We start from the raw sequence: 17,186 nt of genomic DNA, 5'->3' as shown, positions 1-17,186 counted from the left end.
GCGGCCCGTCCTCCTCGCGAACGGCCGTCCCTAGGCTGGGGTCATGGATCTCGCCACGACAGCCAAGCTCTGGGACGCCGAACCGGGCTGGCTCAACACCGCCTCCTACGGTCTGCCGCCCCGTCCCGCCTTCGAGGAGTTGCAGGCCGTGCTGACCGAATGGAGGCACGGCAGCGGCGACTGGAAGCCGTGGGACGCCTCGGTGGGGCGTTCCCGCGCCGCCTTCGCCCGGCTGGTCGGCGCTCCGGTCGCCGACGTGAGCGTGGGCTCGACCGTCTCGCAGATCATGTCCGTCGTGGCCACCGCTTTGCCGCCGGGCGCCAGGGTCGTCGTGCCCGAGGTCGAGTTCACCAGCAACCTGTTCCCCTGGGCCGTGGCCGCCGAGGTCGTGACGGTGCCCGCCGACCGCCTGGCCGACGCGATCACGCCCGGCACCGCGGCGGTGGCGTTCAGCCTGGTGCAGTCGGCCACCGGGGAGGTGGCTCCGCTGGCCGACATCGTGGCCGCCGCCCGCGCCCACGGCGCGCTGGTCCTCGCCGACGGCTCCCAAGCCTGCGGCTGGCTGCCCGTGGCGGTCGAGGGCGTGGACGCGCTGGCGTGCGCGGCGTACAAGTGGCTCATGGCGCCACGGGGGGCGGCGTTCGCGTACCTGTCGCCGCGCCTGCGCGAACGCATGCGCCCGCTGGCCGCCAACTGGTACGCGGGCGCGGACGAGGGCGGCTCCTACTACGGCCCGCCGCTGCGGCTGCGGGACGACGCGCGGGCGTTCGACCTGTCCCCGGCGTGGTTCTCCTTCGTCGGCGCGGCTCCCGCGCTGGAGTTGCTGAACGAGATCGGCGTCGAGCGCGTCCGTGACCACGACGTCGCGCTGGCCAACCGGTTCCGGGCGGGGCTGGGGCTCGAGCCGTCCGATTCGGCCATCGTCTCGGTGGACGCCCCGGGCGAACGGCTGCGGGCGGCCGGAATCCGCGCGGCGGTGCGGGCGGGGCGGGTGCGGGCGAGCTTCCACGTCTACACGACGGAGGCCGACGTCGACCGCGCCCTCGACGCCCTGACGCCCTGACGCCCTGACGCCCTCGATGCCCTGACGGTAGGACGCCCTGACGGCACGACGGCGTGACGGCGTGACGGCGTGACCTGAGGTTCGAGTGTGCCGGGCTATGCCGGTGACGTGTCCCTACCGCACGAGAGGACCTTCGCGAGGGCCTCGGCGACGTCGGCGGCGGCCGCGGGCTCGTCCATGAGCATCGCCTGGCGGACCCACACCACGGTCCTGGCGGCCTCCTCGGTCGCCGGGCACGGCTCGACGCGGGCGCCCTCGGCGGTGAGGGCGGCCATCGTGCCGAGCGGCGGGTATCCGGCGTCCAGCGGCACGCCCTCCGCGGCCATGGCGGCGAGCAGGAACTCGCGGTCCACTCCGGTGTCCGTCCGCAGCATGAGCAGGTGGCGCGAGTCGCGGGTGACGCCTTCGGGCCGGGGCACCACGCCGACCTCGGGGACCGCGGCCAGCTCCCGCTCCAGGGCCGCGCAGAAGGCGTTCCTGCGGTCGATCTCCTCGTCGAGGCGGTCCAGCCAGGGCAGCAGCAGGGCGGCCTGCAGCTCGGTCAGGCGCAGGTTCCAGCCGACCGACGGGTGGCCGTACCACTGGCCGCCCCGCCTGCGTCCGACGTTGCAGACCGACCAGACGCGCTCGTGCACGGCCTCGTCGCGGCAGACGATCAGGCCGCCCTCACCGGCGGTCATCGCCTTGCTCGACTGGAAGCTGTAGACGCCCGCGTCGCCCAGGCCGCCGACCGGGCGGTCCTTGTACGTCGCGCCGTGCGCCTGGGCCGTGTCCTCCACGACCGCCAGGCCGTGGCGGGCGGCCAGGTCGTTCAGCGGGTCCATGGCCGCGGGGCTGCCCGCGAGGTGCACGGGCATGATCGCCGATGTCCTGCCGGTCACGGCCGCCGCCACGGCCGCCGTGGACAGGTGCAGGTCGGCGGGGTCGACGTCGACGATCACGGGGGTGGCCCCGGCCAGCAGCACCGCGGTGGCCGAGGCCACGAACGTGTACGCGGGGACGATCACCTCGTCCCCCCTGCCGACGCCCAGGCCGAGCAGCGCGGCGAACAGGCCCAGCGTCGCGTTGCCGCAGGCGACCCCGTACGGGACGCCGGAGCGGCGGGCGAACGCGGCGGCCAGGTCCGTGACGACCGAACCGCCCTGGGCGGCGCCCCAGAGGCCGCTCTCCAGCACCTCGGCGACCAGCGCGCGCTGCGCGGAGTCGGGGGGCGGCGGCCAGGCGGGCCAGGGGGTCGAGCGGACGGGAGTGCCGCCGTGGATGGCGAGCGTCACGAAAGGCGTCCCTTCGCATCGGGGCCGGAGCCGGAGCCGGGTCCGGAGTCGGAGTCGGAATCGGAGCCGGAGCCGTCGAGCCGGGCGGGGCCGGGATCAGGGAGCCCGGCGGGGTCGAGGCCGAGGAGCCGGGCCAGGTTGCCGCCCTGGACGAGGGCGCGGTCGGCCTCGCTGAGCGGGGCCAGCGCGACCCGGCCGTAGCCCGTGCGCAGGTCGAGGAAGCAGGCGTCCGAGCCGAACAGCACCCGCTCCGCCCCCGCGAGGGCGGCGAGCCGGGCGATCCAGCGGCCGGTCATCTTCGAGCCGCACGTCTCGAGGAAGACGTTCGGGTGGTCGGCCACGAGCCGGGCCGCGCGGCCGAACCCGTACGACCAGAGCCCGGTGTGTCCCATGATCAGCCGTACGTCCGGGTGCCGGGCGGCGACGGCGGCGAACTGCGCCGGGTCGCTCCACGGCGAGTCCGTCTGCCCGTGCGCCAGGACGGGCAGGCCGAGCCGCCACACCGGCTCGTACAGGGGGTCGTCGAGGCGGCACCGGTGCACGTCGGGATGGAGCTTGACCCCCCACACGCCGTCGCCCGCCAGCGGGGTGCGGTGGTGCGGGTTGTAGACCTGCCACACCCCGAACCTGCCGGGGAAGCGCGCGGCGATCTCCATGGCGGACTCGTTGCCACGGACGGCGTCCGGGCCGACGGCGAGCAGGTGGCTGATGCCCATCGCGGTGACGCCGATCCGGTCCATGACGGTCACGAGGTGCTCGGCGGTGGGCTCGGGGATGAGGAAGTCGGGCCAGGTCCCCACGTGGCCGTGGGCGTCGAGGATCACAGCAGCTCCTCCAGCGTCCCGGCGGCGATCCGGTCGACGTCGTCCGGGGGCAGGTCGAGGTGGTCGAGCAGGAAGCGCGGCCCGCAGTCGTCGGCGACGGGCGCGCCGGTGCCGAACACCAGCCGCCCCGCGCCGAACCGCGCGGCCAGCCATTCGACGCCGCCCTGCGTGTTGACGGTGCCGATCTCGGCAAGTACGTTCGGCGCCTCGGCCATCAGCTCGGCCAGCGCGCGCAGCCTGCGGTAGCCGGGGTTGAGCACGAGGATCGCCTGGCCGGGCAGGCGCTCCGCGAGGTGGCGGAGCTGGGCGGGCGAGGTCTCGTCCAGGTCGATCGCGACAGGAAGGCCGATCGCGGCCAGGCGGCGCAGGGCGGACGGCCCCGTGAGGTCGAAGCGGTGCAGCTCCGGACACAGCCTGATCATCCGTACGCCGTCCAGCTCGTCCCTGGTCTCCCCCGGCACCACCACGGGCACCGGGACGAGCCGGGGGTCGCCGAGCGCGGACAGGGCCTCGTTGCCCGCCTGCGGATCGGAGTAGAGGCTGAGCGTGTGGGTGACGCAGGCCCGCTCGATGCCCAGCCGGTCCATCTCGCCCCGCGGGTCCGCCGGCAGGTCGTCGAACGGCACGGGGCCGACGAGCCGGTGGGCATCGATCACATATTTCGGCACAGACCGAAACTAGGGGGTCAGGGGGTGACGGTCAAGGGCGGGCAGCGCGGGTCGAGCCTGACCCTGGCGAGGTCCCGGCCCGCGAGCGTCCAGGCCCGCCAGGAGCCGGGCTCGAAGTGCGCCTGCGGGTTGGTGTACCACTCGTCGCCGAGCCCGGTGGCCAGGAGCCTCGCCTCGGCGCCCAGCTCGTAGGCGTTCCCGCCGCCGAAGAACGTGGACGCGAACACCCTGCCCCGATGCGTGGTCAGCTCGCCGTACCCGGAGAGCTTGCCCTGCCGCACCACCGTCCTGGTCGCCAGGTCGAGGGCGATCCAGGTGCCCGAGTCGCGCTTGTAGACGCCGTACAGCAGGCCGTCGTGGACCTTGACGTCCTGGAAGGTGCGGTGTCCCGGGATCGGGTCCGCCTGCCAGAGCAGCTCGCGGGTGCGCAGGTCGAAGGCGGCGACCGACGCGGACGTCCTGACCGGCGGGGTCCCGCCGCCGCCGAGCACGTCGCCGCCCAGGTAGACGACGCCGCCTCGGGGGTCGAGCGAGAGGCTCATCAGGCTCTGGTCCGGCAGGACGCCCTCGTAGACCTCGATCCGCCCGGTGTCCGGGTCCACGACGGACAGGGCGCCGTTCAGCCTGGCGCCGAGCGGGGCGCTGGCGACCACGAGCTTGCCGGTGGCGGGGTCGTACTCGATGTCCCAGGGCCGCTGCTGGCCGTGCCCGAGGAAGCCGACGCCGCGCACCTCGTCGGTGCGCAGGTCGACGGAGACGATCTGGCCGCTGGGGTACATGGCGGCGTAGATCTTCTCGCCGCGCCGGACGAGGTCCTTCGGCTCGCCCGGCATCCGGAACCTGCGCTTGGCGCCGGTACGCAGGTCGAGCACCTCCATCGAGAAGTGGCCGCCCACGTAGACGGCGCGGTTCGGCACGAGGAGCATGCTCTGCGGCCGTTCCGGGCCGGCGGGCAGACCGGCGTCGATCAGGTCGGAGAACGCGGACGCGCCCGTGCGCAGGTCCAGCCACCACATGCCGCCGCTGCCGGCGAAGCCGAGCAGGGTGTCGTCGTCGAGGAGTTGCAGCCGCCTGGTCTCGTCGCCCGGCGAGGGCGGGTCGGCGACCTTCGTGAAGACGGCCTCGCCCGTGCGGTAGCGGTGGACGGCGCCGTCGGGGCGCGAGGTGGCGTAGACGGTGCCGTCGGCGGCGACGGTCAGCGTGTCGATCGTGCCGCCCGGCAGGGTGGCGCGGCGTTCGTCGGTGCCGTCCTGGCGCACGTCGATCAGCACGGACCCGCTCGCCGCCAGCACGCGGTCGCCGTGCTCGGCGACGGCGCCGATGCCGGTCGGGCCGCTCGCCAGCTCCCGCACCGCGCCGTCCGCGCGGCTGATGCGGACGAGCTTGCCCTTGTCGAGCAGGCCCGCGTAGACGTGGGCGGCGTCGGCGGCGACCGCGCGCACGTACCGCTCGCCCTGGGCCAGCACGCCGAAGTCGCGCACCGCGCCCGTGCCCGGCACGTACTCCCTGACCCGGCCGTCGGGGTAGGTGCCCGCGTAGAGGGTGCCGTCGGGAGCGGCGGCCAGGCTCCACACGAACCCGCCGTTCCTCCCGAACGACTGCAAATGCTCCACGGCACCCGTGGCAGGGTCGAAGCTATACAGGTCGGGCACCGGGTAGGTGCCGACATAGATCTTCCCGCCGGACACCGCCATCGCCCACGCGCCCTCCGGCTCGCCCGCGGCCGGGCCGTCCGGCAGCGGGACGCTCCTGACGACCTTGCGGGTGGCCAGGTCGATGTCGGCGAGCACGGGCGGTTTCAGCCCTCGGGTGACGACGTAGGCGTGCCCCTCGTGCACGGCCGCGCCCACGATCGCACCGGTGACGGACGCCGGGCCGAACCGCTCCACCGCCGGAGCCTCGCAGGCCGCCGCCTGAGCGGCCGGTCCCGTGAGGAGCGCGGGTAAGAGCGCGGCCAGGACGACCAGGGAGGAGCGGATCATGGGTCCACCTCGCTATTCGATTTCGATCAGTTTTGGTCCAGACCGTAAATTCATCCGCGCTGTTCGTCAATGACATGATGTCCCACATGGTGATTAAGGATGAGCCCGCTATTCCCTTCGACGCGTGGCGGGCAGTGGGCGGACTGGAGGTGGCGCTCGACGTGGACGTGCTGTTCGGGGCGTACCCGGACCGCGACGGCCCGCCCGGCGCCCCCGGCTCGGTGCTCGCGACGCTCGACGCCCACCGGATCCGGGCGGCGGCGGTGGCGAGCCTGCGGGCGGCGCTGTTCGACATGCGCTCGGGCAACGACGAGCTGCTCGCGCTGGCCGCCGCGCCGCTCGCGCCCGGGGCCACGGCGGTTCCGGGTGACGGCGCGTCCCTGCCGCCGGTCGCTCCCGTCGCCCTGCCGCCGATCGTTCCCGTCGGAGGGTTGGATCTGCGCGACCCGATCGGCGCGGCCCGCGAGCTGGACCGGCTGGCGGAGGCCGGTGTCCTGGCCGTCCGGTTGTTCCCCGACGAGCAGGGGGTCGAGGCGGGGTTCCCGTCCGTCCGGCACGTCGCCCGGCGGGCGGCGCGGCTGGGCCTGGTGGTGCTGACCGGCGGCGACGTACGCAGGTTCTGGCAGCCGTTCGCCGGGCTCGGCGCCAGGGTGGTCTTCCTCGACACGCACTTCTACCACCTGGGCGACTTCCTGGTCGCCGCCGCGGACGAGCCCGGCTTCCACACCTCCACCCGCCTGCTCAACTCCCCCGACGCGCTGGAGCTCGCCGCCGCCCACCTCGGCGCGGACCGCCTGCTGTACGGCTCGCGCGCTCCCCACTACGAACCCCTCGTCCCCCTCCTGCGCCTGGCCACCAGCGGGCTGAAGGCCGAGGAGATCGCCGCCGTGGCCGGGGGCAACGCCCGGAGGCTGCTCTCCCCCGAGCCCCCGCCGACCCCGCCGACCCCGCCGAGCCCTGCCGAGTCCGCTCCCACCGGGTCCGCCGAGGCCGCGAGGAGGCCGCAGTCGTGATCATCGATGTGCACGCCCACTGGGGCCCGTGGTTCTTCACCATGGACGTCGCCGAGGCGAACCTCGCCACCATGGACCGCTACGGCATCGACCGGGCGATCGTCTCGGCCACCGAGGCGGTCATCTACGACGCCCCTGCGGGCAACCGCGCCCTGGCCGCGCACCTGGAGGGCCAGGACCGCCTGCTCGGCTACGTGACGGTCAACCCGCGCCGGCTGCGCGAGGCGGAGCGGGACCTGCGCGCGTACCTGCCGGGCGGCAGGTTCGTCGGCGTCAAGATCCACACCGACTACACGGGCTCGCCCGTCACCTCCCCCCAGCTCCGCGACGCGCTGACGCTGGTCGCCGAGGCGGGATGCCCGGCCCTCGTGCACACCTGGGGCACCTCGGTGCTCGACCTGGCCGCGCTCTGCCTGGACCTCCCGGGCCTGCGGGTGATCGCCGGGCACATGGGCGCGGACGGGTTCAGGCACGCCGTCGCGGCCGCCGCCGCCTGCGACCGCCTCTACCTGGAGCCCTGCTGGTCGCACGCCCCCGCGGGCCGCATCGCCGAGGTGGCGGCGGCCGTGGATCCGGCCCGGCTGCTCTTCGGCACCGACGCGACCCTGATCGACCCCTCGTCGGCGTTCGGGGCGGTCGCCGCGGCGGGTCTGACCGCCGAGGCCGCCGAGCGGGTCGCCTGGCGCAACGCCGCGGAGCTTTTCCAGCTCGAGGACCTGGACATTACGGCCTAGTCCGTTATAGCGTGCGGCGAAACTTCACAAGGGAGTCCCGCGCATGATCCCCCGCCGTCGATTCCTCCTCGCGGCCGCCGCGACCACGGCCGCCGCGACCCTCACGGCCCAGCCCGCCCAAGCCCGCGCCCGCACCCGCCAGACCACCCAGCAGACCGCCCAGCAGACCGCACCGTCGCAGCCGGAAGGCACCGTCACCGACCTGGGCCCGGCGAGCGTCGCCAGCCCGCTCGGCAACGGCGAGTTCGTCGGCGGCGTGCTCTACGCGGGCTCGCGCGGCCTCTCGCCCAACGTGGTCGGCGCGTACGACCTCACCCAGGATTCGGTCACGGCCCATTTCGACATCCCGACGGGCGTCGGCATCTGGGCGATGTGCCGGACGGGCACCGACGTCTACATCGGCACCCACGCCAGATCCGACCTGTACCGGCTCGACACCACCACGAACCAGGTCACCAAGGTCGCCGAGTACCCCGACCGCTACATCTGGACCATGGCCTCCTCCCCCGACGGCAAGGTCTACCTGGGCACCTCGGAGCCGGGCCGCGTCTGGGAGTACGACCCCGCCACCGGCACGAGCCGCGACCTGGGCGAGCCCGCCCCCGGCGAGGCGTACGTCCGCAGCATCCAGGCCGACGAGACCCACGTCTACGCGGGCGTCGGCGCCAACGCCCACCTGATCGCGATCGACCGCGTGACCGGCGAGAAGCGCGAGCTGCTCCCCGCTTCCCTGGCCGACCGCGACTGGGTCGCCAGCATGAGCATGTCGGACACCCACCTGGCCTGCGGCCTGAACTCGCAGGCCGAACTGCTCGTGCTGGAGAAGGCCGCGCCGCACGGCCACCGGCTCGTCAAGGCCACCGCCCCGGGCGAGAAGTACATCGTCTCGGTGCTGATCCACGACGGCCACGTCTACTTCGCGGGCCGCCCCTCGGGCACGTTCTACCGCTACGACCTGGCCTCGGGGAAGCTGGAGGTACTGGGCGTCCCGTACTTCGAGGCGGCCACCCACCGACTGCTGGCCCACGAGGGCCGGATCTACGGCGTCCAGGACAGCGCGGTCTTCGTCCACGACCCGGCGACCGGCTCGCTCGACTACCTCAACCTGGTGCAGCGCGGCTTCAGGACGGCCCCGGAGGAGCCGATGTCGGTGCACTCCGACGGCAGGCGCGTCTACGTCGGCGGCAAGGGCGGCGCCGACGTGCACGACGTCGCCACCGGCGAGGTCACCAGGCTCGGCATCGCGGGCGAGCCGAAGACCCTGCTCACCGTCGGCGGCACCACGTACCTGGGCGTCTACACCCAGGCCGCCCTGTACGCGCACCGCGCGGGCGCGGCCGAGGCCGACCTGGTCGCCCGTACCGGCAACCAGCAGGACCGCCCGCGGGACCTGGCCCACGACGACAGCACGGGCCTGATCGTGATGCCCACCCAGCCGGAGCCAGGCCATATGAACGGCGCGCTCTCCCTCTACTCACCCCGAACCGGCGAGTACGCGACGTACCGGCCGGTGGTGGAGCGCCAGAGCGTCTACTCGGTCGCCGCCCGGCGCGGCGTCGCCTACCTCGGCACCCACACCCAGGAGGGCCTCGGCCTGCCGCCGGTCACGACGACCGCCCGCCTGGCCGCGTTCGACCTGGTCGGGCGGAGGCTGCTCTGGCAGGTGGAGCCGATGCCCGGCGTCCGCCAGATCTCCTCGCTGTCCTTCGGCAGGACCTTCCTCTACGGCCTGGCGAACACGGGTGAGGTGTTCGAGTTCGATCTCCGGCGCAGGAAGGTCACCCGGACGCTCGCGGTCGGGTCGAAGGGCGGGGAGCTGTTCGTCACCGGCCGGGTCGCGTACTGCACGGACGGCGACCGGATCTACAAGATCGACCTGGCCGCGTTCACGGCCGAACCGATCGTCTCCGGGCTGGCCGGGCAGTGGTTCGGGGGCGAGCCGAAGCTGGCGCTCGACCCCTCGGGGCGGGCGCTGTACGCGGTGCGCGGACGCGACCTCGTCCGCGTCGCCATCGACGGCCGATAAGCCGCACCACCGTCATCGGGGCGCTGTGATCGGGGCGACGGCCCCGGCGAGAACCACCGCGGCCCGCTCCTCCTCCGGGAGGGGCGGGCCGTACGGGTCTCGCGCGTGCGACTCGGGGACCCGGCCCTCGGCCGCGGCCAGCCAGAGCATGCGCTGCACGTAGCCCTCCATGGGCTCGGTGAACGTGGCCCGCGCCAGCCGGTCGAGCCGCCCCGACGCCGCCTCGAACGCGCGCAGGTCGGCCCCCTCGAACGCCTCCAGCACGGCGGCCGTCACGCCCACGCTCGCCGCCGCGATCCCGACCAGGGCCGCTTCCGCGCCCCACAGCAGCGACGGGCCGAACATGCGGTCCTCACCGGTGATCGCCAGCCTGCCCGCCTCCCTGGCCAGGGCGATCGCGCGCTGGCAGCCCATCGCGTCCGACAGCAGGGCCGTCTTGAGACCGGCCACGCCGGGGTGCTCCAGGATCTCGCGCATCGCCCCGGGAGGGCATGGGCTGGTGTAGAGGTCGAAGGCGATCATCGGCAGGCGGGCCGCCCGCCACACCTCCTCGTGCAGCGCCACCCGGTCGCCGTCCGACGGGAACACCAGCACGCCGTCCGCCCCCAGGCCGGCCGCCACCCGCGCCTGCTCCGCCGCACCGGCGGCCTCCGCGCCGCCGCCCACGCCGACCAGCACCGGGACGCCCAGGGCGACGGCGCGCTCGACGACGGCGGCGCGCACCTCCCGCGTGAGATACGGGCCGCGCCCGGTGTGGGCGAGCACGGCCAGGCCGGTCGCGCCGTCGGCCACCAGGCCGGCGAGGTAACGCGAGACCAGGTCGAGGTCCACCTCGCCGGACGCCGTCATGGGGGTGGCCGCGGCGGCGATCAGCGCGCCCCGCAGCCGGTCCCGGAGGTTCTGTGCCGAGATATCCACCCGAGAGAGCTTATTTCAGTCCGGTCATCGCGATGCTGTTCACCAGGTACCGCTGCAGCAGGAAGAACACCAGCAGGCACGGCACCACCGACACGGCCGCCGACGCCATGAGCACCGACAACTGCATCTCCTCGGTACGCAGCGTGGTCAGGCCCACGGTCAGCGTGCGGGTGGCGTCGCTCTGCCCGACGACCAGCGGCCACAGGAAGTCGTTCCAGTGCCACAGGAACACGAACACGCCGAGCGTGGCCAGGATCGGCCTGGTCAGCGGCAGCACGATCGTCCAGTAGACCCGCCACTCGGAGGCCCCGTCCACCTTGGCCGCGTCGAACAGCTCGTCCGGCAGCCCCAGGATGAACTGCCGCATCAGGAAGACGGCCTGCGAGTTCGCCAGCGTCGGCACGATCAGCCCCCAGAACGTGTCCACCCCGTTCAGGCTGTTGACCAGCACGAACGTCGGGATGAGCGTGGCCTGGAACGGCACCATCATGGTCGCGAGGAACGTCCAGAACATCGCCTCCCTGCCGGGGAAGCGCTTCTTGGCGAAGGCGTACCCGGCCATGGACGCGGTGAGCAGGATGACCACCACGGAGACCACGGCGTAGACCAGCGAGTTGACCGTCCAGGCGACGAACCCGGACGACTCCAGCACCCGCGTGATGTTGTCCAGCGTGAGCGACTCGGGCCACTGCCCCGGCACGGTCGGCCGGCCCGCGGGCGACAGCGCCACGATGACCATCGCCACGAACGGGCTGACGGTCAGCACCGAGAGCAGGGCGAGCAGGGCCGCCAGCGGCCACCTTCCCCGCCACCAGGGGCGGCGGGCCGCGCGGGCGGGCTCGGCCCCGGTGACGGCGCGGGACGCGGTGATCGTCATGTGTTGCCCCGATCCAGGAAGCGGCGCTGGATCAGTGACACGACCAGCACGATCGCGAACAGCACCATGCCCCAGGTGGCGGCGTAGCCGAAGTCGAAGGACCTGAAGCCATGGTCGTAGATGCCGTAGATGAGCGTGTAGGTGGCCCTGGCCGGGCCGCCGCCGGTCATCACGTAGACGGTGTCGAAGGTCTGGAACCCGCTGATCGTCTCGATCACCACCACGAAGAAGATCGTGGGCTTGAGCAGCGGCAGCGTGATCCTGCGGAAGCGCTGCCACGCGCTCGCCCCGTCGACCCTGGCCGCCTCGAGGTAGGAGGCGGGGATCGACTTCAGCCCGGCCAGCAGGATCAGCATCGAGTAGCCGAAGCCCTTCCACACCGACACCACGGCCAGCGCGGGCAGGACCACCGCCGACTCCTCCAGGAACGCCACCGGGCCGAGGTCGGCCTTGGCCAGCAGGCCGTTGATCAGCCCGTCGAACTCGTAGATCCAGCGCCAGATGATGCCCGCCAGCACGAAGCTGGTCACGTACGGGAGGAAGAGCATCCCGCGGAACAGCCCGCGCATGAAGACGACCTGGTTGAGCAGCAACGCCGTGCCGAGCGCCACGAGCAGGGTGAGCGGCACGTAGACCGCCACGTAGACGAGCGTGACCCGCAGGCTCAACCAGAAGTTCACGTCGTCGAGCAGCCGGGCGTAGTTGTCCGCGCCGATCAGCTCCCAGTCGCCGCCGATGTTCCAGTTCGTCAGGCTCATCCCCGCCGCCGCCAGCGACGGGAAGATCCGGAAGGTCAGGAACAGCACGAGCACGGGCAGCACGAACAGCAGGCCGGTGACCGGGTCACGCAAGCGTTGACGCACCAGGTGTTTCCTTTCCTCGCTCAGCCGCCGCTGGTGAGCAACTGGTCGGCCTCCTTGGCGGCCGCGTCGAGCGCGGTCCTGGCGTCCTCCTTGCCGAGCAGCGCCGCCTGGATGTGCGGGGCGAGCACGCCCATCACCTGGCGGGCCTTCGGGTGGGTGTCGCCGGGGAAGGCGTACTGCAGGGACTTGGCGAACTCCTTGGACGACTCCGACTGGCCGGGCACGGTCACGTCGGTGCGCGCGGGGAAGAACCCCGACTCCTTCGCCAGCTCGGCGGAGACCTCGGGCGAGGCCAGGTAGGTGGCGAGCTTCTTGGCGGCGTCCTTGTTCTCGCTGTGCCTGGCCAGCACCAGCGCGCCGGGGATGCCGAACGCGACCCGCTTGCTGGCCTCCAGGGGCAGGCCGATGCCGACGTTCTCGGCGCCGATGGCGGTGCCGAGCTGGTCGGCCTGCAGCGCCGTCGCCGCGTGGTACATGGCCGTCTTGCCGGCCGCCAGCGGGCCGCCCTCGATGTCGTTGCCCTTGCTGGCGGTGTTCTCCGGCAGGCCGCCCGCGGCCTTCAGGTCGAGCAGGAGCTGGAGGCTCTCCACGCCCTCAGGGCCGTTGAACGCGACCGACTTGCCGTCGGCGGCGAAGACGCTGCCGCCGTTGGCCCACAGAATCGGGTAGAAGCTCTGGTTGAGGCTGACCTCGGGCTTGCCGGGGTAGTCGAGCACGGCGACCTTCTTGGCGGCCAGCTTGGGCGCGGCCGCCTTCAGCTCGGCCAGCGTCTCTGGGGCCTTGGCGACGCCCGCCTCCGCGAACAGCTTCTTGTTGTAGATGGGGGCGGTGATCGTCTGGTAGACGGGGACGCCGTAGAGCTTGCCGTCGATGCTGAGGGCGGACAGCGAGTTGGGCAGGTAGGCGGCCTTGGCGGGGGCGACGACGTCGTCGACCGCCTCGATCGTGCCCTGCTGGGCGTACTGCGGGAGCTGGTCCGGACCGAGCACGACGAGGTCGAAGCCCGTCTTCGAGACCAGCGCGGTGGTGACCTTCTCCTGCCGTCCCTCCCAGGGCTGTTGGTCGATCTTGACGTCGATCGTGGGGTTCGCGGTCTCGAAGTCCTTCTCGACCTTGCCCCAGAACGCCTGGCTCTTCGCCTGGTCCGCGATCACGGGATACATCCACAGGGTCACCGTGCTCCGGTCCGAGCCGCTGCCGGATGATCCGCACCCGGTGGCCGCGAGGCTCAGGGCGGCCACGACGCCGACTGCCGCTGCCTTTTTCATCGGCGGCTTCCTTTCCAAACTAATACCGGTCCTGACCGAAACCTAGTGAGCGGCTCTTGGTGGGGTCAATGCTTGATACATGACCGTAACTACGGACGAGCCCGAAATTTCGACATTTCATGGGCGATCAGCTCCACGTGCTCCGGGGTGTAGTTCTCGTTCCAGTCGATGACCAGCAGCGTACGGTCCACCAGTTCCTCGGCCCGCGGGCACGGATTCGGCCGGTAGCCGTCGAGGGGGTAGCGGGCGGCGCCGTAGATGGCCCCGTCCCACACCGGCGCCCTGTTCAGCGGCTCGGCGAGGTAACCGGCCCGTGCGGGGATCCCGGCCGCCGCCAGGTGCGCGGCCCGCTCGGGCGCGTCGCCGTCCGGGCACACGACGGGGAAGAGCCACCAGGCGTGGCCGCCGGGGCGCGGCAGCCGGATCCCCGGCAGGTCCCCGAGGGCTTCGAGCAGCCGTACGGCGGTGCGGCGGCGGGCGGCGACCACCCCGGGCAGCTTGGCGAACTGGGCGCGGGCCACGGCGGCCTGCAGCTCGGTCATGCGGTAGTTGAGCCCGAAGGCGGCGTGCGACCGCCCCGCCGCGCGGTCCCATCCCTTGTCGGAGAAGAGCCGCATCCTCCTGGCCAGCTCGTCGTCGTCGGTGATCGCCACCCCGCCGTCCCCGCAGGTGATGTGCTTCCACTGCTGCAGGCTGAGGCAGCCCACCTGGCCCACGGTCCCCGCGAGCCGGCCGCCGGGGAGCCCGGTCAGCCACGCCTGCGCGCAGTCCTCGATCAGCGCCAGGCCGCGCTCGTCGGCGAGCGCGCGCAGCTCGTCGATCCTGGCGGGCGCGCCGAACAGGTGCACCGCCATGATCGCCTTCGTACGGGGGCCGATGCGCGCCGCCACCGCCTCCGGGTCGAGATTGCCGTCGGAGGGATCGACGTCGGCGAAGATTGGGACCGCGTTTTGCGCCAAGATGGGGGCCACAGTCCCGAAGTCCGTGATCGGTGTCGTGATGATCTCGTCCCCAGGGTCCGGCGCCGCCGCGACGACCGCCAAGTGGAGGGCCGCGGTGCCGGAGCTGCAGGTGATCGCGTGGCGGGTGCCGTACACGTGCGCGATCTCGCGCTCCAGCGCGCGCGCCTCGGTCCCCCACACGGAGTTGAGCATGCCCGAGCGGATCACCCGCTCGACGGCGGCCACCTCCTCGTCGCCGAGCGTACGGCCGTCGCTCTCGGCCATGGACGGGAACTTCACGGGGCACCTCACAAGTTATGATTGCGGTCTAGACCGAAACGAGCAAGAGGGAGGCGTGGGTGGGAATCGTCATCGGTGTCGTCGGCCCGCATGACCTGGTCGACGACGTCGCGGCCGTCTGCGAGGAGCAGCCCGGCGTCAGCACGCTGCGCCTCGACTACGACCACGAGTCGCAGGCGCCCGCGATCGTCGAGGCGCACGCCGCCGCCGTCGAGGGGTGGCTGTTCACCGGCATAGTGCCGTACATGCTCTCCCGCGACGCCGAGGCGCTCACCCGTCCGGCCGCGTTCGTCGACTACTTCGGCGCGACACTGCTCAACGCCCTGGTACGCCTCCAGCACCAGGGCCAGGAGATCACCCGGCTGTCGATCGACACGCTGTCGGCCGCCGACGTCAACGCGACGTTCGCCGAGGCCGGGCTGCCGACCGGCGGGGTGCGCACGCTTCCCTACCGGCCGGAGATGACCTCCAAGCGGGCGATCGCCTTCCACCGCAAGGGGCCCGCGCACCCGGTGATCACCTGCCTCAGCTCCGTGCACGAGGCCCTGCGTGACGAGTTGCACGTGCTGCGCCTGGTGCCGTCCGTGCACTCCGTACGCGCGGCGCTGCGCCAGCTCATGCTGACCGCCGAGGGGCAGGTGCAGGAGGACGCGCAGATCGCGCTCGGGCTCATCGAGGTGGCCAACGAGGAGGGGCTGCTGCGCGAGGCGACGGCGCTCGGCGGCACGCTGGCGGCCTTCCGCGGCGGCACGCACCTGCTGGTGACGACCCGAGGGCCGCTGCACGACGCCACGGGCGGCTTCACGGGGCTGCCCATGCTGGCCCGCCTGGCCGCCGAGAACGACGTGGTCCGCGTCGGTTTCGGCCTGGGCCGCAGCGCGGCGGAGGCGGAGAGCCTGGCCCGCCGCGCGCTGGCCAGGGCGCGGCGGCTCGGCGAGGTCGCCGCGGTCCTGTCGCTGCGCGTGGACACGGACATCGTCCTGGAGTCGGCGCCGATCGTGCCCGCGGGCGACAAGAACCTGTCGGTCATCGCCCGGCGGGTCGGGCTGTCGGTGCCCACGCTGGAGAAGCTCATGGAGGCGCGGGCCGCCGCGGGGAACGAGCCGCTGACCACCCGCGAGATCGCCGACCGGCTCGCCGTCCAGCAGCGCACGGCCCGCCGCATGCTCCACCGCCTGGAGCTGGCGGGCCTGGCGGAGCGGACGGGCAACCTCACCAGCGGCTCCAGCGGACGCCCCCTGACCCTCTACCGCCTCACCCTCTGAACCCCATGAAGCCCACCACGAACCCCACCGCGAAGCCCACGAACCGCCCGGACCCCACGGACCGCCTGACCGCCCCGCCGGTGGCGCGGGGCGGGCCGGTGCGGGGCCGGAGCAGCTCATCGCTCAGGACAGCCAGCGGCTCAGGCCATCGGTGACGAACTCGTCGTCCCTGAGCCACGGGTACGCGGCCCAGATCCGGTCGATCTCCGCCAACTGCCCCGGCGACAGGTCCTCGTCCGGGTCGAGGCACCAGCGTCCCTCCAGCAGCCCCTGACGGCGCAGCACCTCGTGGATGCCCGGGATGCAGCCGCGGAAGCCGTTGGCCGAGTCGAAGATGGCGGCGTTCGCGTCGGTCAGGTGGCCGTCGAGGGTGAGCAGCCGCCGCACCGCCGCGTCGTCGCCGCCCTGCGCGAGCTTGGCCTCCTCCAGCAGTTCCACGGCCCGCCGCACCCACACGGCCCACTGGCCGAGCAGCCCGCCGACGAACTCGACCTCGACCTCGCGCCCGTCGACCACCACCCGGTGCCCGGTGACGAGGTCGGCCAGGATGTGGTCGTCGTTGCCCGTGTAGAGGGCCACCTCCCCGGCCCGCCCGGCCCGTACGACGCCGTGCAGGACGTCCAGCGTCCGGTACCGGTCGAAAGGGGCGACCTTGATGCCGACCACGGACTCCACCGCAGCCAGACGCGTCCAGAAATTTCTGGACAGGGGACGTCCGCCCACCGCGGGCTGCAGATAGAAGCCGATCACCGGCAGCACCTCGCCCACCGCCCTGGCCCGGTCGATGAGCGCGTTCTCGTCGAGGTCGCGGTGCGGGCTGAGCAGCACCATGTGGTACCCGTGCAGCCTGGCCAGCTCGGCCTCCGCCACGGCCTGCGCGGTGGGCCCGGTCGCCCCGGCCACCAGCACCACCTCGCGCTCGAACTCCCCGGCGGTCCGCGCCGCCAGTTCGAGCACGGGCGGCAGCAGGCCGGTGCCGTGGATGGCGAACTGCGTGGTGTGCACCCCCACCGCCAGGCCGCCCGCCCCGGCCTCGACGTAGTAGCGGGTCAGCGCCCGCTGGCGGCGTTCGTCCAGCTTTCTGTCCTCGGTGAGCGCGAGCGGGTGCGCCGGGATCACGAGGCCGCGCCTGAACAGATCGTGCACAGACGTCTGCGCCTCTGGAGCCGT

At 72.9% G+C, this 17,186-nt stretch carries 15 protein-coding genes; 5 read left to right on the top strand and 10 right to left on the bottom strand.

What is annotated here, in order from left to right:
* Positions 1-43: 43 nt before the first annotated feature.
* Positions 44-1,063 (top strand): aminotransferase class V-fold PLP-dependent enzyme, encoded by a 1,020-nt coding sequence (locus tag ACZ6S0_RS22645; protein ID WP_465920861.1) that lies wholly within the window; start codon positions 44-46, stop codon positions 1,061-1,063.
* Between the two features lie 95 nt (positions 1,064-1,158).
* On the opposite strand, the gene ACZ6S0_RS22640 is transcribed toward ACZ6S0_RS22645, so the two are convergent.
* The 4 genes from ACZ6S0_RS22640 to ACZ6S0_RS22625 are packed head-to-tail and all read right to left on the bottom strand — an operon-like array spanning position 1,159 to position 5,811.
* The gene (locus ACZ6S0_RS22640; protein ID WP_465920858.1) at positions 1,159-2,337 is read right to left on the bottom strand and encodes a DegT/DnrJ/EryC1/StrS family aminotransferase; all 1,179 of its coding nucleotides are present in this window, start codon (positions 2,335-2,337) and stop codon (positions 1,159-1,161) included.
* Positions 2,334-3,161 (bottom strand): amidohydrolase family protein, encoded by an 828-nt coding sequence (locus ACZ6S0_RS22635; protein ID WP_465920856.1) that lies wholly within the window; start codon positions 3,159-3,161, stop codon positions 2,334-2,336. The genes ACZ6S0_RS22640 and ACZ6S0_RS22635 overlap by 4 nt, the downstream gene beginning before the upstream one ends.
* On the bottom strand, positions 3,158-3,829 hold the full coding sequence (locus ACZ6S0_RS22630; protein WP_465920854.1) for an amidohydrolase family protein: 672 nt from the start codon (positions 3,827-3,829) through the stop codon (positions 3,158-3,160). Before ACZ6S0_RS22630 ends, ACZ6S0_RS22635 begins: the two co-directional genes overlap by 4 nt.
* Positions 3,830-3,846: 17 nt before the next feature.
* Positions 3,847-5,811 (bottom strand): PQQ-binding-like beta-propeller repeat protein, encoded by a 1,965-nt coding sequence (locus tag ACZ6S0_RS22625; RefSeq protein ID WP_465920853.1) that lies wholly within the window; start codon positions 5,809-5,811, stop codon positions 3,847-3,849.
* Positions 5,812-5,897: 86 nt separating this feature from the next.
* Here ACZ6S0_RS22625 and ACZ6S0_RS22620 point away from each other — a divergent pair, with 86 nt between their 5' ends.
* Genes ACZ6S0_RS22620 through ACZ6S0_RS22610 form a run of 3 tightly spaced genes read left to right on the top strand, consistent with a single transcriptional unit; the run spans position 5,898 to position 9,584 of the window.
* Positions 5,898-6,824 carry an amidohydrolase family protein gene (locus tag ACZ6S0_RS22620; protein WP_465920851.1) on the top strand — a complete coding sequence of 309 codons (927 nt, stop codon included), beginning with the start codon at positions 5,898-5,900 and terminating at the stop codon, positions 6,822-6,824.
* Positions 6,821-7,558: an amidohydrolase family protein gene (locus tag ACZ6S0_RS22615; RefSeq protein WP_465920849.1), complete on the top strand. Its 738-nt coding sequence runs from the start codon at positions 6,821-6,823 to the stop codon at positions 7,556-7,558. Before ACZ6S0_RS22620 ends, ACZ6S0_RS22615 begins: the two co-directional genes overlap by 4 nt.
* 43 nt (positions 7,559-7,601) lie before the next feature.
* Positions 7,602-9,584 carry a PQQ-binding-like beta-propeller repeat protein gene (locus ACZ6S0_RS22610; protein WP_465920847.1) on the top strand — a complete coding sequence of 661 codons (1,983 nt, stop codon included), beginning with the start codon at positions 7,602-7,604 and terminating at the stop codon, positions 9,582-9,584.
* A 12-nt stretch (positions 9,585-9,596) separates the two neighbouring features.
* Here the strand turns inward: ACZ6S0_RS22610 and ACZ6S0_RS22605 are convergent, their stop codons facing one another.
* From ACZ6S0_RS22605 to ACZ6S0_RS22585, 5 genes are all read right to left on the bottom strand, one after another.
* Positions 9,597-10,502, bottom strand: a complete 906-nt coding sequence (locus ACZ6S0_RS22605) for a dihydrodipicolinate synthase family protein (protein ID WP_465920846.1) — start codon at positions 10,500-10,502, stop codon at positions 9,597-9,599.
* Positions 10,503-10,512: 10 nt separating this feature from the next.
* Positions 10,513-11,379 (bottom strand): carbohydrate ABC transporter permease, encoded by an 867-nt coding sequence (locus ACZ6S0_RS22600; RefSeq protein ID WP_465920844.1) that lies wholly within the window; start codon positions 11,377-11,379, stop codon positions 10,513-10,515.
* Complete coding sequence (locus ACZ6S0_RS22595) at positions 11,376-12,242, bottom strand: carbohydrate ABC transporter permease (RefSeq protein ID WP_465920843.1); 867 nt, start codon at positions 12,240-12,242, stop codon at positions 11,376-11,378. Before ACZ6S0_RS22595 ends, ACZ6S0_RS22600 begins: the two co-directional genes overlap by 4 nt.
* Before the next feature lie 20 nt (positions 12,243-12,262).
* Positions 12,263-13,510, bottom strand: coding sequence for an ABC transporter substrate-binding protein (locus ACZ6S0_RS22590; RefSeq protein ID WP_465920842.1), 1,248 nt, complete (start codon positions 13,508-13,510; stop codon positions 12,263-12,265).
* Between the two features lie 89 nt (positions 13,511-13,599).
* Positions 13,600-14,751, bottom strand: coding sequence for a DegT/DnrJ/EryC1/StrS family aminotransferase (locus ACZ6S0_RS22585; protein WP_465920840.1), 1,152 nt, complete (start codon positions 14,749-14,751; stop codon positions 13,600-13,602).
* 59 nt (positions 14,752-14,810) lie between these two features.
* On the opposite strand from ACZ6S0_RS22585, the gene ACZ6S0_RS22580 reads away from it, so the two are divergent.
* The gene (locus ACZ6S0_RS22580) at positions 14,811-16,016 is read left to right on the top strand and encodes a hypothetical protein (RefSeq protein ID WP_465920837.1); all 1,206 of its coding nucleotides are present in this window, start codon (positions 14,811-14,813) and stop codon (positions 16,014-16,016) included.
* Positions 16,017-16,139: 123 nt separating this feature from the next.
* Here the strand turns inward: ACZ6S0_RS22580 and ACZ6S0_RS22575 are convergent, their stop codons facing one another.
* Positions 16,140-17,162 carry a dihydrodipicolinate synthase family protein gene (locus tag ACZ6S0_RS22575; protein ID WP_465920835.1) on the bottom strand — a complete coding sequence of 341 codons (1,023 nt, stop codon included), beginning with the start codon at positions 17,160-17,162 and terminating at the stop codon, positions 16,140-16,142.
* Positions 17,163-17,186: the final 24 nt, after the last annotated feature.

Source organism: Nonomuraea sp. NPDC051298 (assembly GCF_055586305.1).
The sequence above is the reverse complement of the archived record's forward strand: the minus strand, read 5'-3'. Positions and strand labels throughout refer to the sequence as shown.

Coding starts and splice junctions, on each gene's coding strand:
- ACZ6S0_RS22625 (WP_465920853.1), bottom strand. CDS start 5,811: ATGATCCGCTCCTCCCTGGTCGTCCTGGCCGCGCTCTTACCCGCGCTC.
- ACZ6S0_RS22590 (WP_465920842.1), bottom strand. CDS start 13,510: ATGAAAAAGGCAGCGGCAGTCGGCGTCGTGGCCGCCCTGAGCCTCGCG.
- ACZ6S0_RS22600 (WP_465920844.1), bottom strand. CDS start 11,379: ATGACGATCACCGCGTCCCGCGCCGTCACCGGGGCCGAGCCCGCCCGC.
- ACZ6S0_RS22610 (WP_465920847.1), top strand. CDS start 7,602: ATGATCCCCCGCCGTCGATTCCTCCTCGCGGCCGCCGCGACCACGGCC.
- ACZ6S0_RS22620 (WP_465920851.1), top strand. CDS start 5,898: ATGGTGATTAAGGATGAGCCCGCTATTCCCTTCGACGCGTGGCGGGCA.
- ACZ6S0_RS22645 (WP_465920861.1), top strand. CDS start 44: ATGGATCTCGCCACGACAGCCAAGCTCTGGGACGCCGAACCGGGCTGG.